This window comes from Variovorax sp. RA8 (genome assembly GCF_901827175.1).
Lineage (GTDB): Bacteria > Pseudomonadota > Gammaproteobacteria > Burkholderiales > Burkholderiaceae_C > Variovorax.
Window position 1 is genome coordinate 2,668,563 of the sequence record NZ_LR594662.1, and the last position, 20,151, is coordinate 2,688,713.

Below are 20,151 nucleotides of genomic sequence, written 5' to 3' on the forward strand. Positions count from 1 at the left end.
TGCGAATCAGCGAGCTGCCGCGGCGTCGGCGATGAACTTCAGCAGGTCGTGGTAGCCGGGGCCGAACTCCTGCGTGTCCACGCCTGCCAGCAGCCGCAGGCTCTTCGCGCGCGCGTTGCCGACGACCCCGCGCGTGGTGCGCACCGGCAGTTCGGCATCGAGGTCGCCATGGTCATGCTCCGACATGCAGACCACGACGATCGACCCGGCATGCAGGGCCAGGTCGCCGCGGCGGAACGGACGGCGCGCATTGGCCGGACGGAAAACCAGCCTCGGAGCGCGCCGGGTGGCGGTGGCGGGCGATTGCGCGACGGTGGTGTTGGCCATGAAAGTGCTCGCAGGGCGTGCTGATTGCTGTGATGGCTGCAATGGTCGCGCGAAAAAGGGGTGGAAAGGCCCTCCCCGCAGAGGAGAAGGCAACCGAACTGTGGCATTAGTCGCCACCGGGCGCAACAAATCGTCCGCCATAGACCGAAGGCGCCGCCGAATTCCCTCAGGAGCAGACGTACGAGCTCGCGAGGCGCGGATCGCCGCCGGTCAGCGTGGCCCGGGTCGGATACATGCAGATCGGCCGTGAACTGGCCGGCGCGCTGCCGCTGGCTGGGGCCGAGATGTCGATGCGCTCGGGAGAATTGCCGGCTTCCACCCACAGCGTGAGCGCCAGGTAGAGCTGCGCGTTGGTCGGCAGCGGCGGGTTCGCGGCCGGGTTGGTGGTGCCGTTGCTGAAGCCGTGGCCCATGGCCGGGATCAGGAACAGCCGGTAGAAATTGCGCGCCACCGCATCGCCGCCGGCCCGGGATGCCAGGCGTGTGTAGTAATTCACGGTGCCCTGCGGCGGGATCAGCGTGTCGGCGAGGCCGTGGTAGACCAGCATCTTGCCGCCGCGCGCGGCGAAGCGGTCGATGTCCGGGTCGTCGGTGTTGATGTTGGCAAAGGCGGGCTGCAGCGCGACGCCCTGGTCGAAGGCATTGGAGAGGCCCGCATAGGACAGGGTCTTCCACCGGTCCGCACCATTCCCGGTCGCGTTGATGAAGGAGGGCGTTGCCCAGGTTGGATCCTGCAGCTCCAGTGCCACCATGTCCGTCGCGATGGTGAAGGGCGTGGGGCCGGCCAGCCCCGCCGTGTTGGTGCCGCGCGTCAGCCCGTACCAGCGCTGGTTGGCCGCCGTGGCCGGCGCCGTCGCGAATCCGTTGTCCGCCGAGGGGGAGGGCACGGAGCCGTCGCTGGTCTGGCCATACCAGATCTTGTTCATCGCCAGCGCCTGCGCGGCGGTGACGCAGCTGCCGGCCGGGCCCGTGCCGCCGCTGCTCGGGCACAGCACGGCGGCGTCCAGTTGCGGGTCGTAGCGGCATTGCGACGGGTCGGGGATGTAGCCCAGGTGCTGGTTGTTCACCACGTCGCAGGCGTCGATGGCGGCATTGCCCATCAGTGCCAGCTGGGCCGCCGTGAGCGGCACGCCCGCCAGGTCGCGCTGGTAGACGATCTGCGGGTACAGCTCGGCGGTGATGAATTTCGTCCAGTTGATGGCCGGCGCGCCCGCCAGGATGCCGTCGAAGTCGGCCGGGTTCGCCTGCGCCTCCATGTGGCCCTGCCGGCCGCCGGTGGAGAAACCGTTCCAGTAGGAGAACCTGGGCGCGGTGCCGTAGAAGGCGGTGGCCAGCGCCTTGGTCTTGACCGCCATCTCGTGGATGCCGCGCTGCGCGAAGTCGTTCCACAGCGGCCCGTTGACGGTGCCGTCGGGCCTCATCGCGAAGGAGCCGCCGTTGGCCGTGTTGGCGTGGCCGGTGTCGGTGCTCGCCGAGACCGCGCCTTCCACCATCGCGGTCTCGGCCGGCGCGCCGGCGCTGCCGCCGGAGAGGCCGGCCAGCGCCGTCAGCGATGTGTGCGCGCCGCCGGCCCAGCCGCCGCCGCCCTTCACATGCACCCGGCGGTTCCACTTGGCTTCGTTGGGTAGCCACACCTCGATGCCGATGCCGGCCGAGGTCGAGGGCGCGCCAGCCGGGCCGGAGTTGCCGGGCCCCACCAGCAGCTTCACCACGCAGACGTCGGTGGTGGCAGTGGGTGTGGACGGCGTGGGCGCGCCGGTCAGCAGCAGCGGATCGCCGGTCTTGAAGGACTTGACCAGCAGCACGCTGGTGTCGGCGTCCGGCTTGAAGGCGCTCTTGATCGAGTCGTCGCAGCTCAGCCTGGTCTGGTTTGGAGGAGGAGGGGCTATTCCGCCGCCATGTCCGCCCCCGCCACCGCCGCCGCAGGCCGCAAGGCCGCCGGCTGCCGCGATGCAGGCCACGCGCGCCCATGTCTTCATCCAACCGTCCACTTGGCAGTGTCCACGCATGATGTCTCCCGCAGTTTGGCAACCCGCCGCGGCCGCAGCCGAGCGCCAAGGGGTCATGCATCGCTGGCCGGTTGCGGGGAGTAGGACGGTGCCGTCGGCTGCCAGAGGGCGCCGGCCTACAGGGCCGGTCAGGTCTCACTAGAATTGCCGTTTTTTCCTGGAAGGATGCCCTGGCGTGAGATGGTGGTTCGCGTGCTTCGGTCTGCTGGGCTCCAGCGTGGCGGCACAGGCCGCATGGTTCACGGTGATGGGCAATCCGTCAGATCCCGCAGTCGACTCGGTTCAGGTCGATCCGGTGGCGATCAGGATCACGGGCGAGCGCCGGATCATGAACCTGCGCGTGAGCCGGTCGCAGGACCGCGCCAACTGGGAGGGCGTGCCCTACCGCTCCTACGAGGCCCGCGTGGCCTTCGATTGCCGGGCGAGGACGGCCGAGTACCGTTTCGCGCGCTTCTACATGGCGGCGCTGTGGCAGGGTGAGGCGCACGCAACGACCGACTATTCGAACAAGCCGCGGCCGGTGCGCTTCATGGACATGAAGCCCAATCCGACCGACCGCATCGTCCGCGCGGCCTGTCACCATACAGCGCAGTAGGCGGGGCCGCCCAAGCTGCCGGGTCGTGCGCCACGCGAACACGGTGGGGAACTGCTACACCTGCGAAGCCGTCCGACTCGTCCTCAGGGTACCCGCCCGCGCGCCCCGAGCGCAGGCCGCACCATCGTTGCTTCCATGACACTTGGCCAAGCAAGGACGGATCGGTGAAGAACCCCGACAAGCCGAACCCGCCGCTCGATCCGGCTCTTCACGACCGCTTCGTGCGCGTGCGCGGCGCCCGCGAGCACAACCTGCGCGACGTCGACGTCGATATTCCGCGGGATGCGCTGGTGGTCTTCAGCGGCGTCTCGGGCTCCGGCAAGTCCTCGCTGGCCTTCGGGACGATCTATGCAGAAGCACAGCGGCGCTACTTCGAATCGGTGGCGCCCTATGCGCGCCGTCTCATCGACCAGGTCGGCGTGCCGGCGGTCGATGCCATCGACGGGCTGCCGCCCGCGGTGGCGCTGCAGCAGCAGCGCGGCACGCCGGGCGCGCGCTCCTCGGTCGGCAGCGTGACCACACTGTCCAATCTGCTGCGCATGCTCTATTCGCGCGCCGGCTCCTATCCACCCAGGCAGCCCATGCTCTATGCGGAAGACTTCTCGCCCAACACGGCCCAGGGTGCCTGCCCAGCCTGCCATGGCCTCGGCCGCGTCTACGAGGTCAACGAGAAGTCGATGGTCCCTGACGATTCGCTGAGCATTCGCGAGCGCGCCATCGCCGCCTGGCCGCCCGCCTGGCACGGGCAGAACCTGCGCGACATCCTCGTGACCCTGGGCTACGACGTCGACAAGCCGTGGCGCGAGTTGCCCAAGAAGGCGCGCGACTGGATCCTCTTCACCGAGGAGCAGCCGACCGTGCCCGTGTACGCTGGCTTCACTCCCGCCGAGACGCGCGCTGCGCTGCGCAGCAGGATGGAACCCAGCTACCAGGGCACCTTCATGGGCGCGCGCAAGTACGTGCTCCACACCTTCGCGACCACTCAGAGCGCCCTCATGAAGAAGCGCGTGGCGCGTTTCATGGTCGGCAGCGTCTGCCCGGCCTGCCACGGCAAGCGGCTCAAGCCAGAGGCGCTGGCTGTCACCTTCGCGGGCCATGACATCGGCGAACTCTCGCAGATGCCGCTGGCCCAGCTCGCGCGCGTGCTGGAGCCGGCGGCGCAGGGCAAGCTGGCGCAGCAGCAGGGCGAGCTGCCCGTGTTCAGCCGGGCCGCCGCGCGCAAGGACACCGCGCGCCGCGTCGCCGCCGGCGGCGCCTCGCACCAGGCGGCGCCCGACGTGCGCCGCACGCCCAACCTCTCGGAAGAAAAGCGCATCGCCGCGCAGCGCATCGCGCACGACGTGCTCGAACGCGTGAACACGCTACAGGACCTGGGCCTGGGCTACCTCTCGCTGGACCGCAGCACGCCCACGCTCTCGCCCGGCGAGCTGCAGCGCCTGCGGCTGGCCACGCAGATCCGCTCGAACCTGTTCGGCGTGGTGTACGTGCTCGACGAGCCCTCGGCCGGCCTGCATCCGGCGGATGGCGAGTCCCTGCGCGTCGCGCTCGACCGGCTGAAGGCGTCCGGCAATTCGATCTTCGTGGTCGAGCACGACCTGGACGTGATGCGCCATGCGGACTGGCTCGTCGATGTCGGCCCCGATGCCGGCGAACAGGGCGGGCGGGTGCTGTACAGCGGTCCACCGGAGGGCTTGCGCGCGGTGGAGGCGTCGCACACGGCGCGCTATCTCTTTGCCGGGCCCCACTTGCGTTCGCGTCCGCCCCGGGCGCCGCGTGGATGGTTGGCGCTCGAGGGCATCACCCGCAACAACTTGCATCGGGTGGACGCGCGCTTCCCGATCGGGGTCTTCACCGCCGTCACGGGGGTCTCCGGCTCGGGCAAGTCCAGCCTCGTGAGCCAGGCGCTGGTGGAGCTCGTCTCCGGCCACCTGGGCCACGAGCCGCCGCCCGACGAGGAGGAGGGCGACGAGCTCGCGCCAGCGGCCGCCGGCATCGTGGCCGGCCATATCGCCAGCGGCATCGATGCGATCCGGCGGCTGGTGCGCGTGGACCAGAAGCCCATCGGCCGCACACCGCGCTCCAATCTCGCCACCTACACCGGGCTCTTCGACGCGGTGCGCAAGCTCTTCGCGGCGACCCGCGCCGCACGTGCGCGCCGCTACGATGCGGGGCGCTTCTCGTTCAACGTGCCCAAGGGCCGTTGCCAGACCTGCGAAGGCGAAGGCTTCGTCAGCGTGGAGCTGCTCTTCATGCCCAGCGTGTACGCGCCCTGCCCGAGCTGCCATGGCGCGCGCTACAACGAGCAGACGCTGAAGATCACCTGGCGCGACAGGAACATCGCCGAAGTGCTCGGCATGACAGTGGACCAGGCCGCCGATTTCTTCGCCGAAGAGGCGGCGGTGGAGCGGCCGCTGCGGCTGCTGCAGGCCATCGGCCTGGGCTACCTGCGCCTCGGACAGCCCGCCACCGAGTTGTCGGGCGGGGAAGCGCAGCGCATCAAGCTGGCGACCGAGCTGCAGCGAGCGCAGCGTGGCGACACGCTGTATGTACTCGACGAGCCGACCACCGGCCTGCATCCGGCCGATGTGGACAAGCTGATGGCGCAGCTCGATGGCCTGGTGGATGCCGGCAACACGGTGATCGTCGTCGAGCACGAACTGCGCGTCGTCGCCGCCAGCGACTGGGTGATCGACATGGGTCCCGGCGCGGGCGACGAAGGCGGGCGGGTCGTGGCCGCCGGCACCCCGGCCGAGCTCGCGCAGGTCGCATCGAGCCGGACCGCGGCTTACCTGGCCAAGTTGCTGTTCGCGCCCGCGTGACGCGGGCGCCTGCTGAGCGCGCGCGGGCCGGTGCCCGGCTCAGCACTCCTTGAGCGGGTCCGGCTGCCAGCCCCGCCAGTGCGGCTGAAGCCGGCGGGTCGCGCTCCGGCTACTCGCAGAGCCGCCGTATCTCCGGCGGGATCGGCACGGCGCGAATACCGCCGCCCTCGCGCTTCGCCGCGAAGATGCGCACCTCCTCGCACTCGAGGATCAGGTCATCGCCGCGCTTGACGCGGTAGGTCTGCAGGAAGCTCTTGTCGCGCCACTCGGGAATCGCCACCGCGATCGCCAGCGTGTCGCCGTAGCTCGCGCTCTTGACGAAGCGCGTGTGGGTGTCGACCAGCGGCGTGCCGATCACCCCCAGCGTCTGCGCCGTCTCCTCCCAGCGCGGCACGCCGCGCTCGGCGAAGAAGTGGCGCGAGGCCGCATCGATCCAGCGAAAGAAGTTGGGAAACCAGACGATGCCGGCCGGGTCGCAGTCGCCGAATTCGACTCGGACGGTATAGATGACTTGTTCGCTCATTCGTTGTCAGTCGGCCAGGATCTTGCGATCGCGGATGATGGCACCGAAGCGCGCGGAGTCCGCCATCGCGCGCTCGTGGAAGGCCGCGGGCGTGCTCGGCACGGCTTCGCCGCCCAGGTTGGCGATGCGCTCCTTCACCGCCGGCGTCGCGAGGATGCGGTTGATCTCGGTGTTGAGACGGTCCACGATCTCGGGCGGCGTGCGCGCCGGCGCGTAGAAGCCGAACACCGTGTCTGCATCGAAGCCCTTGAGGCCGGCCTCGTCGAGCGTCGGCACGTCCGGGAACTGCGGCGAGCGCCTGGGGCTGCCCACGGCCAGCAGCCGCAGCTTGCCCGCGCGCACCTGGTTCAGGCCGATACCCGGGTCGAAGTAGAAGTCGAGCTGGCCGGCCAGCAGGTCCTGCAGCGCCGGTGCGGCGCCGCGGTAGGGCACGTGCACCGCGTACAGGCCGGCCTGGCTCTTGAACATCTCCCCGGCGAGGTGCGGCGAGCTGCCGGTGCCGGGCGAGCCGTAGGACAGCTTGCCTGGGCGCTCCTTCACGTACGCGATGAAGTCCTTGATGTTCTGCGGCGGCAGCGAAGGTTTGGTCACCAGGAACACCAGCACGCGCGCCGCGGCGGCCACGGGCACCAGGTCCTTGGCGGGGTCGAAGGACATCTTCGGGTACAGGTGCGGATTCACCGACACCATGCCGCCCGAGCTCATCAGCAGCGTGTAGCCGTCCGGCTGCGCGCGCGCCACGTTCTCGCCGCCGATGTTGCCGTTGGCGCCGCCGCGGTTCTCGATCAGCACCGGCTGGCCCAGGGCGTCCTGCAGCGGCTGCGAGATTGCGCGCGCGATCGTGTCGGCCGCGCCGCCGGGCGGGAAGTTCACCACGATCTTGACGGGCTTGGCAGGCCAACTGGCTTGTCCTTGCGTGCCTTGGGCATGAGCTGCGGGCAACGCCACGGCGCTCCCCAGCACCAGGGCGAGCAGCGCGCGGCGCAGCGGAGCGGGGCGGCGGTCTTGGGGTCTTGTTGTCATCGGCGGTCTCCTTCTGTGTTGTTCATGAGGTGCTCGCGGGCCGGCGCTTCACCCATCGGATCGGCTGCGCCACGACCGGCCGCGCCGGCGCGCCGTGCCGCACGAGCGCGGCGTCGAGCGCCTTGCCGGCATCGTCGGCCAGCGCGGCCTCGCGTGCCGCGGCGATCGCCTCGGCGCGCGCCGCGGTGGAAGCGCCGGGCAGCTCGGCCAGGTGGCCGATCACGTGCAGCAGGTTCTGCTTGCCGCGCTCGTTGGTGCTGCCGTAGCCCTTGATGAGCCGGCCGCACAGCGCGATCTCGTGGCCCAGGCGCCAATCGCCGCGCGTGCCCTGCAGCACGGCCGCGAGCCAGCGCTCGATCAGCGACTGCTCCTCGGCGAAGCGGCTGCCGCGCCGGCGCAGCCAGCGCAGCGAGGCCAGCAGCCGCAGCGAGGCCATGCCGAAGACCGAGTGGCTTCCGACCTTCAGCGGCAACGCCCACGGCGCCTTGCGGCGCCGGTCCCAGGCTGTCAGGCGGTGGGCGACGGAAGCCGGCAGCAGCGCCGCGAACTCGGGCGTGCCTGGCTTGAAGTGGTCATAGACCTTGACGATGTCCTCGTCCCCGGCCCGCACCTCGCGCCGCACGCGCGCCGCGCGGCTCCTGCGGCTCTTGAGCTCGGCCACCCGCACGATGTCGTCGAAGGCCATCCACAGCGCGAGCCAGCGCGCCATCTCGTGGGTGATCGCGTAGCCGTGGGCACCGGCCGGGTCGGCCGCGCGCTCGGCCGCCAGCACCTGCTGCAGCCGTTCGATGTAGAGCCGGGCATAGGAGGCGTCCTGGTAGTCGAGGACGCGGGCGTAGCCCAGCGCCAGCAGGCCCTGCACCTGCGGCGGGAACAGTTGCGCGACCGCGGGCGGCAGCGCGTGCGCCGCTGGCTCGTCCTGTGTGGTGGTGGCGAGCAGCCGGCTCACCATCGCCGCCTGCTCGCGCGGCGTGCGCACCGTCTCGAAGGCCTGCGCGAAGCCGCGCAGGCTGGCCGCGGCCATCTTGCCCGCCTTTTCGGGCGCACTGCCGCCGCGCACCACGTGCTCGTAGGCCTCGCGTGGAAAGGGGAACAGCCCGCTGCCCGCGACCGCGCCCAGCATCACCGCGCTCACCACCGTGCCGGCCTCGCGCGCCATCGTCCCCATGTCGAACACGTGGTGCTCGCGGCTGAAGGCCTTGACCACGTCCAGTAGCCGCTCGCTGTCGGCGCGGCCATCCCCCAGCGGCATGCGCTCCGCTGTGGTCAGCGTGCGGCCCGAGGAACTGATGACGAGGGTGCGTGCAGGCGCGCTCATGCCGTTGCCGATCTGGCGTGCCGTCTCGAGCAGCTCGGAGGAGACGATCGCATCCAGCGCCCCCGGCACCGGGCTCAGGCTGAACACCGGCCGCCGCCCGCCGAGTTCGGCCAGCGGCACCGGGAATACCTCGATGTAGTAGGTCGTGGCCCCGGTGCGCTGCGCCACCCCGGGAATGGACGTGCTCTGCGCCGCATAGCCGGCGTGCCGGGCCGTCTCCACCAGCCATTCGGTGAGGACCCCGCCCCCTTCGCCGCCAAGCGCGCAGACCAGCAGGGTGATCGGTTGTGTCGTATGGATATTCATCGTGTCAGAAATTCATGTCGTGGCGCAGCATCCGCAGAACAGCGGGCGGCCTTTTGCAGGGTCTCGGGAACCCTCAAGCGGGCTGCAACGCGCGCACCACCGCCGCACGCAGCGAATGCATCAGCCGCTCGTGCCACTTCGGGTTCTGCACCACCTCGGCCCGATAGAAGCTCGGACACAAGGTCGCCGCATGCGCATTGGCACCGCACAGCCCGCAGCCCACGCAGCCGTCGATCACCACCGCCACCGGGTCGACCTTCAGCGGATCCGGGTTGTCCTTGATCGTGAGCGTGGGGCAGCCCGACAGCCGGATGCAGGCGTGGTCGCCGTTGCACACGTCCTCGTCCACGCCGTACTTCACCCGCACCACGCGCTCGCCCTTCTTCAGCAGGCCTGCGATCCAGGGCTTGATGCGGCGCTGCCGCTCCAGCTGGCATTCGCCCTCCGCCACGATCACCTTGAGTCCATTGAAGTCAGTCGTGAACGCCTCGTTGAGCGTGGCGCGCATCGTGTCGACGTGGTAGGTGTGCACGGTGCGCAGCCATTGCACGCCCAGGCCCTTCAGCGTCGACTCGATGGTGGTGTTCTTGTCGACCAGGCTCTGCTGCTTGTCGACCGCGCGTTCCTTCACCTCGTCGTCGGGCGTGGAGATGATGTCCTGCGTGCCGGTGGCCGAGGTGTAGCCGTTCTTGAAGATCAGCAGCACCGCGTCGTCGCCGTTGAAGAGCGCGCTCTGCACGCCGGTGAGCAGCCCGTTGTGCCAGAAGCCGCCGTCGCCCATGATCGAGAGCGCGCGTCGCTGCATCATCGGCGACACGCCCGCGCGGCTCGCCAGGCTCATGCCGTAGCCCAGGATCGAATGGCCCATCGAGAAAGGCTCGAAGGTGCCGAACGCATGGCACCCGATGTCGGCCGCGATGTGCACCGGCCCGCTATCCTGCTGCGCCAGCTTGAGCGCCGCGAACACCGGCCGCTCGGGGCAGCCGATGCAGAAGCTCGGCGGCCTGGCGGGCAGCGGCGCGTCCAGCTTCGCGGCCACCGCGGCGCGGCGGTCCCGGTTGCCCATGAGCCAGGCCTGCGCCGAGTCCTGCGCATGCTGCGGCAGGTAGCGCTGCGCGAACTGCGCGAGGCCCGTGGCCAGCACTTCCACGCCGTACTCGCCCGCCGCCGGCAGCAGGTCGCAGCCGTGCAGCGGCGTCTGGATGTCGCGCCGGCGCAGCAGCGTCGCGATCTCCTGCTCGATGTACTCGGGCTGGCCTTCCTCCACCACCAGCACTGCGCGCTTGCCCACGCAGAAGTCGGCGACCTGCTCGGGCACCAGCGGGTAGGTGACGTTGAGCACCAGCAGCGGGATGTCGCTGGCGCCGAAGGCATCGGCCAGGCCCAGCTGCTGCAGGCTGCGGATCAGCGCGTTGTAGAGGCCGCCCTGCACGATCAGTCCCAGGTCCTCGTGCTTGCCCGGCATCAGCTCGTTCAGGCCCTGCTCGGCGATGTAGCGCCGCGCCGCCGGGATTCGCTCCTCGCCCTTGAGCTTCTCGTGCCTGAAGGTCACGGGCGGATGCGCGAGCCGCATATAGTCGAAGCCGGCCGGCTCCGCCATCAGCGCACGGGTCGAGACCGCGGGCGGCAGGTTGTCCCGGCACTCGAAGCTGCCGCGCACATGACAGGTGCGGATGCGCAGCTCCATCATGCAGGGCATGTTGGAGGTCTCGGAGAGGCGGAAGCCGTGCTCGACCATGTCCACCATCCGGCCCAGCTCGGGTCTCGGATCGAGCAGGCACATGCCGGACTTCAGCGCATAGGCATGCGTGCGCTCCTGGATCACGCTGGCGCCTTCGCCGTAGTCCTCGCCCACCACGATCAGCACCCCACCCGTGACGCCCGGCGACGAGAGGTTGGACAGCGCATCGGCTGCCACGTTGGTGCCGACGATCGACTTCCAGGTCACCGCGCCGCGCAGCGGGTAGTGGATGGAGGCGCCGAGCATGGCCGCAGCCGAAGCCTCGTTCGAGCAGGCCTCCACGTGCACGCCGAGCTCGTCCATGTACGGCTTGGCCTGCACCATCACGTCGAGCAGGTGCGAGACCGGTGCGCCCTGGTAGCCGCCCACGTAAGCCACGCCCGACTGCAGCAGGCCCTTGGTGATGGCGAGGATGCCCTCGCCGTGAAAGGTGTCGCCGGCACCGAGGCGCAGGGCCTCGATCTCCTTGCTGAATGAAACTTCCAAAACGCTTTCTCTCTGTTTACTTCGTGGGGGGCTGGCCCGGGAAGCGGGCCAGGTAGTAGGCGAGGGTGTCCAGGTCCTCGTTCGGAACGCGGCCGACCGCCTCGGCCATGGCCATCGTGTAGCCCACGCGCTTGCCGGACTTGAACTCGCGCAGCGTCATCTGCAGGTAGTCCTCGCGCTGCCCGCCGATGCGCGGCACCTGCTGGCCGCCGCTGAAATCGGCGCCGTGGCAGAACACGCACTTGTGCTCCTGCGCCAGCGCCTGCCCCTTCTTCATGCGCGTGGCGTCGGGCGGTGTCGGTGGCGCCGGCGCGGGCACCGGCGGCAGCGTGGCGATGAAATCGGAGAAGCCGCGCATGTCGTCATCCTTCATGCCCTTGGCCACCGCGCTCATCGCCTCGTTGGCGCGCCGCCCCTCGCGGAACAGGAACAGCTGCGTGATCGCGTAAAAGGAATGCTGACCCGCCAGCACCGGCGTGTTCGGCATCTCGCTGCGGCCGTTGGCGCCGTGGCAGGCCGCGCACAGCTGGGCGAAGCGCTGCGCATACGCGGGCTGGGCGCCCTGGCCCTGGGACGCCTTGCTGCCCTGGGCGCCGGCCGGCGCCGCGAGCCCGAAGCACGCCGCCGCCGCCGTCATGAACGCGAGTGCGCGTGCTCCCCTCATCATTTGCCGTAGCTGATGCGGTAGATCGCGCCCGCGTGGTCGTCGCTCACCAGCAGCGAGCCGTCCTTCATCACCAGGAAGTCGGCCGGGCGGCCGAGGTACGTGTTGTTCTCGACGAAGCCGGTCATGAAGGGCTCGACCCTCGCGCCGCCCTTGCCGTCGGGCCAGGCGACGGACACGTCGGCGTACTTGACGGTGCGGTTCCACGGGCCGTGGCGCGCGATGAACATGGCGCCCTGGTACTTGGCCGGAAACATCTTGCCGGTGTAGAACTTCAGCCCCAGCGAGCCGGCGTGCGGGCCGAGCAGCGCGGCGGGTTTCTGGAAGTCGCTGCACGACTTGCCCCAGCCGAACTCCGGGTCGGGGATGTTGCCCTGGTGGCAGTACGGATAGCCGAAATGCTGGTTCGGCCCCGTGACGACGTTGAGTTCGTCGTTCGGGAGCTCCTCGCTGAGCCAGTCGCGGCCGTTGTCGGTGAACCAGAGCCGGTCGGTCTTGGGGTCGAAGTCGAAGCCCACGGTGTTGCGCACGCCGCTGGCCACGGTCTCCATGCCGCTGCCGTCGAGGTTCATGCGGTAGATCTTGGCGTACTCGCCGGGGTCGCAGATGTTGCAGGGCGCGCCGATCGGGAAGTAGAGCTTGTCCTTGTGGATGCGGATGAACTTCCAGCTGTGGTCCTCGCCGCCTGGCAGCTTGTCGTAGAGCACCGTCGGCTGGCCCGGGTTGTCGAGCTTGGATTCGATGTTGTCGTAGCGCAGGATCTGCTTGTGCGTCGCCAGGTAGAGGCTGCCCTTGTGGTACTCGATGCCGGCAGCCTTCTCCATCTTGTCGATGACGGTCTTGACCTCGCGCGTGTTGCCCTTGGGGGCCACCGCGTAGACCTTGTTGCCGACGAACAGCGTGCTGACGAACACGGTGTTGCCGGGCCCCTGGCGCAGACCGCGCGCGTCGAGCACGCCCGAGGCCCAGGTCTCGACCTTGAAGCCCGGCGGCAGCTTGAATTTGGCGGTGGGCAGCTTGTCGGCCGCGGTCGGGATCGGGAAAGCGGGCACCGGCGCCATGCGCTGGGCGGCCTCCGTCTTCGGACGGCCCTTGGCCCAGCCCGGCTCCTCGGCGGGTGGTTGTTGGGCCCACGCAGCCGTGGCGGCACAAAGCAGGGCGGCAAAACTGGCAGGCAGGCGGAACTGGGGCATGGTTGTCTCCTTCTATTCGGAAGTTCCTGGGAGCGACGCATGCAGGCTTGCGAGCCGCCGCGACGCCGGTTGGCAGTGTGCGAGCCGGCGCACCAGGCATCAATAAAATATTCGTGCTATCCAATATGAACGCTATGCATATCGACGCCATCGACCTGAACCTGTTGCGCCTCTTCGACGCCGTCTACCGCGCGCGCAGCGTGAGCCGCGCGGCCGATGCGCTGGGCCTCACCCAGCCGGCCGCCAGCCATGGCCTGGGGCGCCTGCGCCTGTTGCTGAAGGACGCGCTCTTCACCCGTGCGCCGGGCGGCGTGGCGCCCACCCCGCGCGCGGAGCGGCTCGCCGCCGCGGTGCAGTCGGCGCTGGGCACGCTGGAGGAAGCGCTCAACGAGTCCGACCGCTTCGAGCCCGGTGCCTCGCGCAAGACCTTCCGCATCCACATGAGCGACATCGGCGAGAGCCGCTTCCTGCCCGCGCTGATGGCGCGCCTGGGCGCGCTGGCGCCCGGCGTGCGGTTGGAGACCCTGCCGCTCGCCCCCGACGAGGTCGCGCCGGCGCTCGACAGCGGCCGCGTCGACTTTGCCTTCGGCTTCCTGCCCAAGGTGCCCGACACGCAGCGCATCCTGCTGCTGAAGGACCGCTACATCGTGCTGCTGCGCAAGGGCCATCCCTTCACGCGCGGGCGGCGCAGCGGCCAGGCACTGCTGGAGTCGCTGCAGAAGCTGGAGTACGTGGCGGTGCGCACGCACGCGGAGACGCTGCGCATACTCCAGCTTCTCAACCTGGAGGACCGGGTCCGGCTGACCACCGAGCACTTCATGGTGCTGCCGGCCATCGTGCGCGCCACCGACCTGGCGGTCGTGATGCCCCGCAACATCGCGCGCGGCTTCGCCGAGGAGGGCGGCTACACGCTCGTCGAGCCGGCCTTTCCGCTGCGCGACTTCGCGGTCTCGCTGCACTGGAGCAAGCGCTTCGAGGCGGACCCGGCGAACAGCTGGCTGCGGGGAGTGATCAGGGACCTGTTCTCGGAATAGGCTGTACCGACGTTCTATATCGCTTGTGTAGTCCCAAAGACCACCGTACGGGATAACAATCGACGCTGCCTCATCGGCTGATAACCGGGTTCAGTCATGCCAGCTGCCGGCAGGGAGTACATCTTGCGGCTCACGAAGATATCGTTCAGGTTGCTCCTGCTGTGCGTCGCGAGCCTGCTCGCGATGCCGCCGGCATGGGCGCAACCGGCGGGCAGCATCGTCGGCATCGTCGAAGGCGGCGCCATGCTGATCCGGCAGACCACGCGCTACACGCTCGCCGAAGGCGTGGCCTTGCAGGAGCAGGACATCATCGAGACGGCGCCCGGCGCCTTCGTCCAGGTCGAGCTTCCCGGCCCCGTGCTCGTGGGCATCGGCGAATCGACCCGGCTCATGTTGCGGCCTCGCGTGGGCAAGGGGCTGACGGCCCCGCCGCTGTACCTTCTCCAGGGCTGGGTCAAGACCACCAGCGGGGGCGCCTTCAACTATGCAAGCCCCGCCTTCGAGATCGCGACGCAGGCCGCCAGCACGGTGGTCCACACGACCGGCGAGCAGTACGAGGTGTTCGTCGAAAGCGGCACTGCCAGGCTGACGCTGCGCGCAAGCCCCCCTTCGAGCTCGCAATTGGCCGCCGGCGATTTCGCACAACGGCGGGAAGGCGCCACGCCGACGGTCGCGCGGCGCGCGCCGCCCGAGTTCCTTGGCAAGGTGCCCCGGCAGTTCCGCGATCGCCTGCCCGCGCGCGGCGGGCAGTTTGCCAGGCGCCCTGTCGCCCCCAAGCCTGTCGGCGAGATTGCCTACGCCGACGTGGCCGCCTGGCTGCGCACCGAGCCGGCGTTGCGTCTTCCGCTGCTGCCGCTGTGGCGGCCGCGCGCAGCGGCCGATCCGGACTTCCGCGCGGCGGCCAAGGCCGAGCTGCCGCGGCACCCCGAGTGGGAACCCTATGCAGACCCCGAAGGCTACGCGCGGCGCATGGCCGAAGCGGCCGAGCGCCGCCGCGCCCGGGAGGCGGAGCGCCGGCGCGCACGCGAGGCAGCCGCAGCAGCAGCAGCAGCAGCAGGGTCCAGCGGCGGAGCGGGCAAACCCTAGTGAACCGCCACGCCTCCTGCTGCAACTCAGCGTCACGGACAGCCCGGACTGGAGAACCTCATGCGCCTTCTATTCAAGTTCAATCTGATCTTCCTGGTGGTCTTCATCGCGGGGGTGCTCGGCGCGGGCAAGGTGTCGCATGACCTGCTGCAGAGCAACGCCAAGGAGGAAGTGCTCAACCACGCGCGCCTGACGATGGAAAAGGCGGTGGCGGTGCGCACCTACACCAACGACCAGATCCGCCCGCTGCTCGAGACGCAGATGAAGTACACCTTCCTGCCGCAGACGGTCCCGGCCTATTCCGCCACCGAAGTGCTGGCGACGCTGGCCAAGAACTTCCCCGACTACACCTACAAGGAAGCGACCCTGAACCCCACCAACCCGCGGGACCGGGCGGTCGACTGGGAAGCCGACATCGTGAACCGCTTCCGCACCCAGGCCGACAAGAAGGAGTTCGTCGGGGAGCGCGAGTCGGGCACCGGGCGTTCGCTCTACATCGCGCGCCCGCTGCGCATCACCAACGCCGCCTGCCTGGCCTGCCACAGCACCGTCGAGGCGGCGCCGCGCACACTGATCGACAAGTACGGCCCGGCCAACGGCTTCGGCTGGCAGCTGAACGAGGTGATCGGCGCGCAGGTGGTGTCGGTCCCCATGGCGGTGCCGCTGGCGCGCGCCGAGCAGGTGTTCAAGGTCTTCATGACTTCGCTCATCGGCATCTTCGTGGCGATCGGCATCGTGTTGAACCTGCTGCTCTACCTGCTCGTCATCCGGCCGGTGACGGCGCTGTCGAAGCTGGCCAACCGCGTCAGCCTCGGCGAGCCCGACGTCCCGGAATTCAAGGCGCATGGGCATGACGAGATCGGGACGCTGGCCCAGTCCTTCGCCCGCATGCGCCACAGCCTCGACCACGCCATCAAAATGCTCGAGACCTGAGGTTCACCGCTGCAATGTCCGCGCCCATCCCCTCCCATGTCGGTCCATACCCGATCCGCGGCGTGGTCGGCTCGGGCGCGATGGGCATGGTGTACCTGGCGCACGACCCCGCCATCGACCGGCCGGTGGCCATAAAGACGATCCACCGCCGCCTGCTCGAATCGAGCGACGACGACCCGAGCGTGGTGGCGCGCTTCCGGGTGGAGGCCAAGGCGGCAGGGCGGCTGACGCATCGCAACATCGTCCCGGTCTACCAGTTCGGCGAAGACAACGACTGCGCCTATATCGTCATGGAGTACGTCGCCGGGCGGAACCTGCGCGACTACATCCACGCGCCGCGCAAGCTCGAGATACCGCAGGTGCTGTGCCTGATGCTGCAGCTGCTCGACGGCTTGCACTACGCTCACGAGCGCGGCATCGTGCACCGCGACATCAAGCCGGCGAACCTGCTGGTTGCCGACGACGGGCGCCTCAAGATCACTGATTTCGGCATCGCGCGAACCGAGTCGTCGAACCTGACCCGCGGCACTTCCGTCATCGGGTCGCCCGGCTACATCGCCCCCGAGCAATACACCAACAGCGACGTCGACCGGCGCGTCGACGTGTTCTCGGCGGGCGTGCTGCTCTACCAGATGCTCAGCGGGGCGACCCCGTTCGTCGGCACGGACGAGGCGATCATGTACAAGATCGTCTACGAGCCGCACAGGCCGCTGAGCGAGGTGACGAACGACCCCGCGCTCGAACCCTTCGATGTGGTGCTCGACCGGGCGCTGGCAAAGGACCCGGCGCAGCGCTATGCCACGGCCCTGGCGATGCGGACCGCGCTGCAGGCACTCGCCACGGAGGCGGTGCCGGATGTTCTCCCGCCCGACATCGTGCTCGCGCCACGGCTCAAGGGCGTCGAGACAACGCCGGCCGCGGGGAAGGAGCGCGACCCATCCGCGCCCTCCAGGCCGGGCGTCGCATCGGTGCCGCCGGCCATCGACGCTGCGACGACACCCCTGACGCCGTCGAAACCGCTGCCCGTCACCGGCCCGCCGTCGGTCCCCGTGCCCACCGGATGGGATACCGCGGCGCTGTCCGAGGTCGAGCGCGAGCTGGCCCAGCATGTCGGCCCGGTGGCGCGCGTGCTGGTGCGCCGCGCCGCGCGTGGATTGACCTCGCTCGGGGCTGTGCGCCAGGCCGTCGCCGGTGCCATCGACGATTTCGAAGCGCGCGAGCGCTTCCTGGCCAAGGCCGGTGCGCCGCCCACCCGCACCGGTACCGCGGCCTCGTCGTCGGGCACGCAGGCCCGGCCCACGCAGGGCGGGGGCGAAGCGCCGATCGGCGTGCCGATGCGCGAGGGCGACGTCGACAAGGCGGCCGCCGCGCTCCTTGCCTCGCTGGGACCCATCGCGCGGGTCGTCGCCAAGCGCTGCGCCGCGAAGTCGCAAACCCGCGAGCAATTCGTCGCTCACGTGGTCGAGCAGCTCACGCCGGGCATGGATGCGCGCCGTGTGCAAGCCGACCTGTGGCGTGCGCTCGGCTGAATCGGAGACGCCGCCGTGATCGCACTGCGTGTCACGCGCCGGCCCGGCGCCACCGAACCCGACGCGACGGCGCTTCCGATGCCGCCCGAGGGCCTCACGATCGGCCGCTCCGTCGAATGCGCCCTGGTACTGGCAGACCCGCTGCGCCTGGTGTCGCGCCAGCACGCGCAGGTGATTGCGGTCGGCCAGGCCGCGCGCGTACGCTGCATCAGCAGCAGCGCGCCCTTGTGGGTGAACGGCATGCAGCTCGATCCGGGCGGCGAGCGGGCCCTGCTGGTGGGCGACCGCTTGCGCATCGGCGGGTTCGAACTCGCCGTCGAGCCCGCGGCGGCGACGGCTGCGCAGCGCTCTCGGCTGGATCGCTGGTTCGACCTGGAAGACGCGCCCGATCCGCTCGCGGCCGAATCCCCGCTGCCGGCCCTTGCATCTTCGCCCGAGGAGGCGGCGGCACCCAGCGCGGTGGTGTCGTGGCAGACCAGCCGGCATGTCGTGCGCACGGGCACGCCGATGGTGCCCGGCGCGTCCTCGATGCCACCGGCACCGCCGCCGCCCCCGCCCGTCGCGGCAGCCGAGGCGGCCGATTCGACAGCGCCGGCGCCTCTTTCGGACGCGCCGCCGCCGGCCGCCCCCAGGAGAGGCGTTCGCCGTCCGGCAGACATGCCGCCGGAACTGCGCGAGCTCGCAGCGGCTTTCGGCCGCGGCGCCGGTCTGGGCGCCGAGGCCGCGCCGCTCACGCCGGAATGGATGGAACACCTCGGCGCGCTGCTGCGGGCCACGGCCGAGGGCACGCTCGCGTTGCTGCAAAGCCGCGCCATCACGAAGCGCCAGATGCGCGCCGAGGGCACGCGCATCGCGCCACGCCAGAACAACCCCCTGAAGTTCTCGCCGGATGCGACCGAAGCGCTGAGTCGAATGCTGCAGCGCGAGGCCAGCCCCGGCTTCCTCGATCCCGTGGCGGCGTTGCACGACGCGCATCGCGACCTGCTGGTCCACCAGGTCGCAATGGTGGCCGGCATGCGCGCGGCGGTGTTCGAGCTCTTCTCCCGGCTCGGTCCCGAGGCCGCCGAGAACGGGGAGGGCCCGGCCCACGGCATTTCGCGCCTTCCCTTGTTCCGCGCCGCAGCCCTCTGGCATCGCCACCGCATGCAGCACGCCCAGTTGCTCGAGCACCTGGACGATGACTTCCAGACCATCTTCGGACGCGAGTTCCTGCGGGCCTACGAGGCCCAGTCGCGCCTCGATCCCGACGTTGGCCCTGACGCTGGCCGCGACCCGGGCCCCACATCGCCGGAGGCGCCATGGCCGAGCGTGCGTTGACCGTCTCGCTCGCCGCGCTGTCGCAAACCGGGCGGCGCGAGTGCAACGAGGATGCCTTCGGCTATTGGGAAGGCGCCGGTTCCCTGGTGGCCGTCCTGTGCGACGGCGCCGGCGGCCATGGCGGCGGCCAGACGGCATCGCGCGCCGCGGTGACGCATGTGCTGGAAGCCTTCGCGCTCCATCCCGAGGTCAGCCTGAACGCGCTGCAGTGGCTGGTCCAGGGGGCCAACGGCGCCGTCGTCGCGCAGCAGGTCGCCGGCACCCTGACGGCCGACATGCGCACCACCATCGTGGTGCTGCTGCTCGATCTTTTCAGCGGCGCTGCGCTCTGGGCCCATGCCGGCGACTCGCGCCTGTACCGCTGGCGCGACGCCCGATTCCTCGGGCGCACGCGCGACCAGAGCCTCGAACAGCGCTTGCGCGACGCCGGCCTGAGCGCGGCCGGCACCGCTTCCGGGCAGCTGACGTCGGCGCTCGGCTCGCCCGAAGGCTTCGACTTCGAGACGCTGGAAGCTCCGCAGGTGCTTGCTTCCGGCGATGCGCTGCTGCTGTGCACCGACGGCCTCTGGTCGGCCTTCGACGAACTGGCGATGGCGCGCAGCCTCGACGGCTGCAGCGGCGTCCAGGCCTGGCTCGATCGGCTCGAAGCGGGCGTGCGGCAAGCCGGCCGCAGCGACCAGGACAACTATTCGGCGCTTGCGGTCTGGTGCGGGGCGGGTTGACCCGTCGGGGAATTTTTCAGGGATCGCCGGGACACATTCGCGAGCACGTTCCGAGTCTCACACGCTGTGCGCAGAGCCGTCAGGCAACGCTTGCGCGACAAATAGCGAGTATTTTTTTGCGGAAGGCTCGACTAGAGTCCGCGGCACCAAAAATAGACGAGCTTCCCCAATGAATAACAAGACCGCTGCATTGCCAGCGTGTGCATCGAGATTGCGCGCATCGATGCCATCCGATTGCCATGTGTTCGCGCGGATGTTGAGCCGCACAGTGCTCGCCGCTTGCCTGTGCAGCGCCGCGCTCGCAGGTCTTCCCGCTCATGCGGGTTCCGTGAGCTATAGCTACGACGCACTGGGCCGCCTGGCCAATGCGGTCTACAGCGACGCCAGCGCCACCACCACGATCACCTACAGCTACGACGCCGCGGGCAATCGCACCTCGGTGGCGACCACCTCGCCGTAGCGTCGGCGCGCTATTGCAGCCCGGGCCGGGAGGGCAGGGCTGCTCGCTTCCTTTCCATCCAAAAAAC

Annotated in this window: 17 protein-coding genes; 9 read left to right on the forward strand and 8 right to left on the reverse strand. The window is 69.8% G+C overall.

Going from position 1 to position 20,151, the window contains the following annotated elements:
- Positions 1–6: 6 nt before the first annotated feature.
- Together E5P3_RS12575 and E5P3_RS12580 are read right to left on the reverse strand one after the other, a co-directional pair.
- The gene (locus tag E5P3_RS12575; protein ID WP_162586285.1) at positions 7–327 is read right to left on the reverse strand and encodes a hypothetical protein; all 321 of its coding nucleotides are present in this window, start codon (positions 325–327) and stop codon (positions 7–9) included.
- 166 nt (positions 328–493) lie between these two features.
- On the reverse strand, positions 494–2,305 hold the full coding sequence (locus tag E5P3_RS12580) for a tannase/feruloyl esterase family alpha/beta hydrolase (protein WP_162586286.1): 1,812 nt from the start codon (positions 2,303–2,305) through the stop codon (positions 494–496).
- Between the two features lie 205 nt (positions 2,306–2,510).
- Here E5P3_RS12580 and E5P3_RS12585 point away from each other — a divergent pair, with 205 nt between their 5' ends.
- On the forward strand, positions 2,511–2,930 hold the full coding sequence (locus E5P3_RS12585; RefSeq protein WP_162586287.1) for a surface-adhesin E family protein: 420 nt from the start codon (positions 2,511–2,513) through the stop codon (positions 2,928–2,930).
- A gap of 164 nt (positions 2,931–3,094) precedes the next feature.
- A complete protein-coding gene (locus E5P3_RS12590) occupies positions 3,095–5,749 on the forward strand; it encodes an excinuclease ABC subunit UvrA (RefSeq protein WP_162586288.1) in 2,655 nt (884 codons plus the stop codon).
- A gap of 109 nt (positions 5,750–5,858) precedes the next feature.
- On the opposite strand, the gene E5P3_RS12595 is transcribed toward E5P3_RS12590, so the two are convergent.
- From E5P3_RS12595 to E5P3_RS12620, 6 genes are all read right to left on the reverse strand, one after another.
- The gene (locus E5P3_RS12595; RefSeq protein ID WP_162586289.1) at positions 5,859–6,272 is read right to left on the reverse strand and encodes an acyl-CoA thioesterase; all 414 of its coding nucleotides are present in this window, start codon (positions 6,270–6,272) and stop codon (positions 5,859–5,861) included.
- A 6-nt stretch (positions 6,273–6,278) separates the two neighbouring features.
- Positions 6,279–7,295, reverse strand: a complete 1,017-nt coding sequence (locus E5P3_RS12600) for a Bug family tripartite tricarboxylate transporter substrate binding protein (RefSeq protein ID WP_162586290.1) — start codon at positions 7,293–7,295, stop codon at positions 6,279–6,281.
- A 22-nt stretch (positions 7,296–7,317) separates the two neighbouring features.
- Complete coding sequence (locus E5P3_RS12605; protein ID WP_443083245.1) at positions 7,318–8,919, reverse strand: indolepyruvate oxidoreductase subunit beta family protein; 1,602 nt, start codon at positions 8,917–8,919, stop codon at positions 7,318–7,320.
- A gap of 73 nt (positions 8,920–8,992) precedes the next feature.
- On the reverse strand, positions 8,993–11,146 hold the full coding sequence (locus tag E5P3_RS12610; protein ID WP_162586291.1) for a thiamine pyrophosphate-dependent enzyme: 2,154 nt from the start codon (positions 11,144–11,146) through the stop codon (positions 8,993–8,995).
- 16 nt (positions 11,147–11,162) lie between these two features.
- Positions 11,163–11,813: a c-type cytochrome gene (locus tag E5P3_RS12615; protein ID WP_232073113.1), complete on the reverse strand. Its 651-nt coding sequence runs from the start codon at positions 11,811–11,813 to the stop codon at positions 11,163–11,165.
- Positions 11,810–13,003 (reverse strand): PQQ-dependent sugar dehydrogenase, encoded by a 1,194-nt coding sequence (locus E5P3_RS12620; RefSeq protein WP_174263065.1) that lies wholly within the window; start codon positions 13,001–13,003, stop codon positions 11,810–11,812. The genes E5P3_RS12615 and E5P3_RS12620 overlap by 4 nt, the downstream gene beginning before the upstream one ends.
- Positions 13,004–13,128: 125 nt before the next feature.
- Between E5P3_RS12620 and E5P3_RS12625 the strand changes: the two genes are divergently transcribed.
- The 7 genes from E5P3_RS12625 (at position 13,129) to E5P3_RS12655 (ending at position 20,084) form a co-directional block, all read left to right on the forward strand.
- The gene (locus tag E5P3_RS12625) at positions 13,129–14,037 is read left to right on the forward strand and encodes a LysR family transcriptional regulator (RefSeq protein WP_162586293.1); all 909 of its coding nucleotides are present in this window, start codon (positions 13,129–13,131) and stop codon (positions 14,035–14,037) included.
- A 123-nt stretch (positions 14,038–14,160) separates the two neighbouring features.
- Positions 14,161–15,123: a FecR domain-containing protein gene (locus E5P3_RS12630; RefSeq protein WP_162586294.1), complete on the forward strand. Its 963-nt coding sequence runs from the start codon at positions 14,161–14,163 to the stop codon at positions 15,121–15,123.
- 60 nt (positions 15,124–15,183) lie between these two features.
- Positions 15,184–16,056 (forward strand): c-type heme family protein, encoded by an 873-nt coding sequence (locus tag E5P3_RS12635; RefSeq protein WP_162586295.1) that lies wholly within the window; start codon positions 15,184–15,186, stop codon positions 16,054–16,056.
- 14 nt (positions 16,057–16,070) lie between these two features.
- Positions 16,071–17,585 carry a serine/threonine-protein kinase gene (locus E5P3_RS12640; protein WP_162586296.1) on the forward strand — a complete coding sequence of 505 codons (1,515 nt, stop codon included), beginning with the start codon at positions 16,071–16,073 and terminating at the stop codon, positions 17,583–17,585.
- Positions 17,586–17,600: 15 nt separating this feature from the next.
- Positions 17,601–18,902, forward strand: coding sequence for a type VI secretion system-associated FHA domain protein TagH (tagH, locus tag E5P3_RS12645; RefSeq protein WP_162586297.1), 1,302 nt, complete (start codon positions 17,601–17,603; stop codon positions 18,900–18,902).
- On the forward strand, positions 18,884–19,624 hold the full coding sequence (locus E5P3_RS12650) for a PP2C family protein-serine/threonine phosphatase (protein ID WP_162586298.1): 741 nt from the start codon (positions 18,884–18,886) through the stop codon (positions 19,622–19,624). The genes tagH and E5P3_RS12650 overlap by 19 nt, the downstream gene beginning before the upstream one ends.
- A 328-nt stretch (positions 19,625–19,952) precedes the next feature.
- Positions 19,953–20,084 (forward strand): hypothetical protein, encoded by a 132-nt coding sequence (locus tag E5P3_RS12655; protein ID WP_197893963.1) that lies wholly within the window; start codon positions 19,953–19,955, stop codon positions 20,082–20,084.
- The last annotated feature ends 67 nt before the right edge of the window (positions 20,085–20,151 follow it).

Excerpts from the sequence above, each read along its gene's own strand:
- E5P3_RS12575 (WP_162586285.1), bottom strand. The coding sequence starts at position 327 with ATGGCCAACACCACCGTCGCGCAATCGCCCGCCACCGCCACCCGGCGC.
- E5P3_RS12580 (WP_162586286.1), bottom strand. The coding sequence starts at position 2,305 with ATGAAGACATGGGCGCGCGTGGCCTGCATCGCGGCAGCCGGCGGCCTT.
- E5P3_RS12595 (WP_162586289.1), bottom strand. The coding sequence starts at position 6,272 with ATGAGCGAACAAGTCATCTATACCGTCCGAGTCGAATTCGGCGACTGC.
- E5P3_RS12600 (WP_162586290.1), bottom strand. The coding sequence starts at position 7,295 with ATGACAACAAGACCCCAAGACCGCCGCCCCGCTCCGCTGCGCCGCGCG.
- E5P3_RS12605 (WP_443083245.1), bottom strand. The coding sequence starts at position 8,919 with ATGAATATCCATACGACACAACCGATCACCCTGCTGGTCTGCGCGCTT.
- E5P3_RS12615 (WP_232073113.1), bottom strand. The coding sequence starts at position 11,813 with ATGATGAGGGGAGCACGCGCACTCGCGTTCATGACGGCGGCGGCGGCG.
- E5P3_RS12620 (WP_174263065.1), bottom strand. The coding sequence starts at position 13,003 with ATGCCCCAGTTCCGCCTGCCTGCCAGTTTTGCCGCCCTGCTTTGTGCC.
- E5P3_RS12625 (WP_162586293.1), top strand. The coding sequence starts at position 13,129 with ATGAACGCTATGCATATCGACGCCATCGACCTGAACCTGTTGCGCCTC.
- E5P3_RS12635 (WP_162586295.1), top strand. The coding sequence starts at position 15,184 with ATGCGCCTTCTATTCAAGTTCAATCTGATCTTCCTGGTGGTCTTCATC.
- E5P3_RS12640 (WP_162586296.1), top strand. The coding sequence starts at position 16,071 with ATGTCCGCGCCCATCCCCTCCCATGTCGGTCCATACCCGATCCGCGGC.
- E5P3_RS12650 (WP_162586298.1), top strand. The coding sequence starts at position 18,884 with ATGGCCGAGCGTGCGTTGACCGTCTCGCTCGCCGCGCTGTCGCAAACC.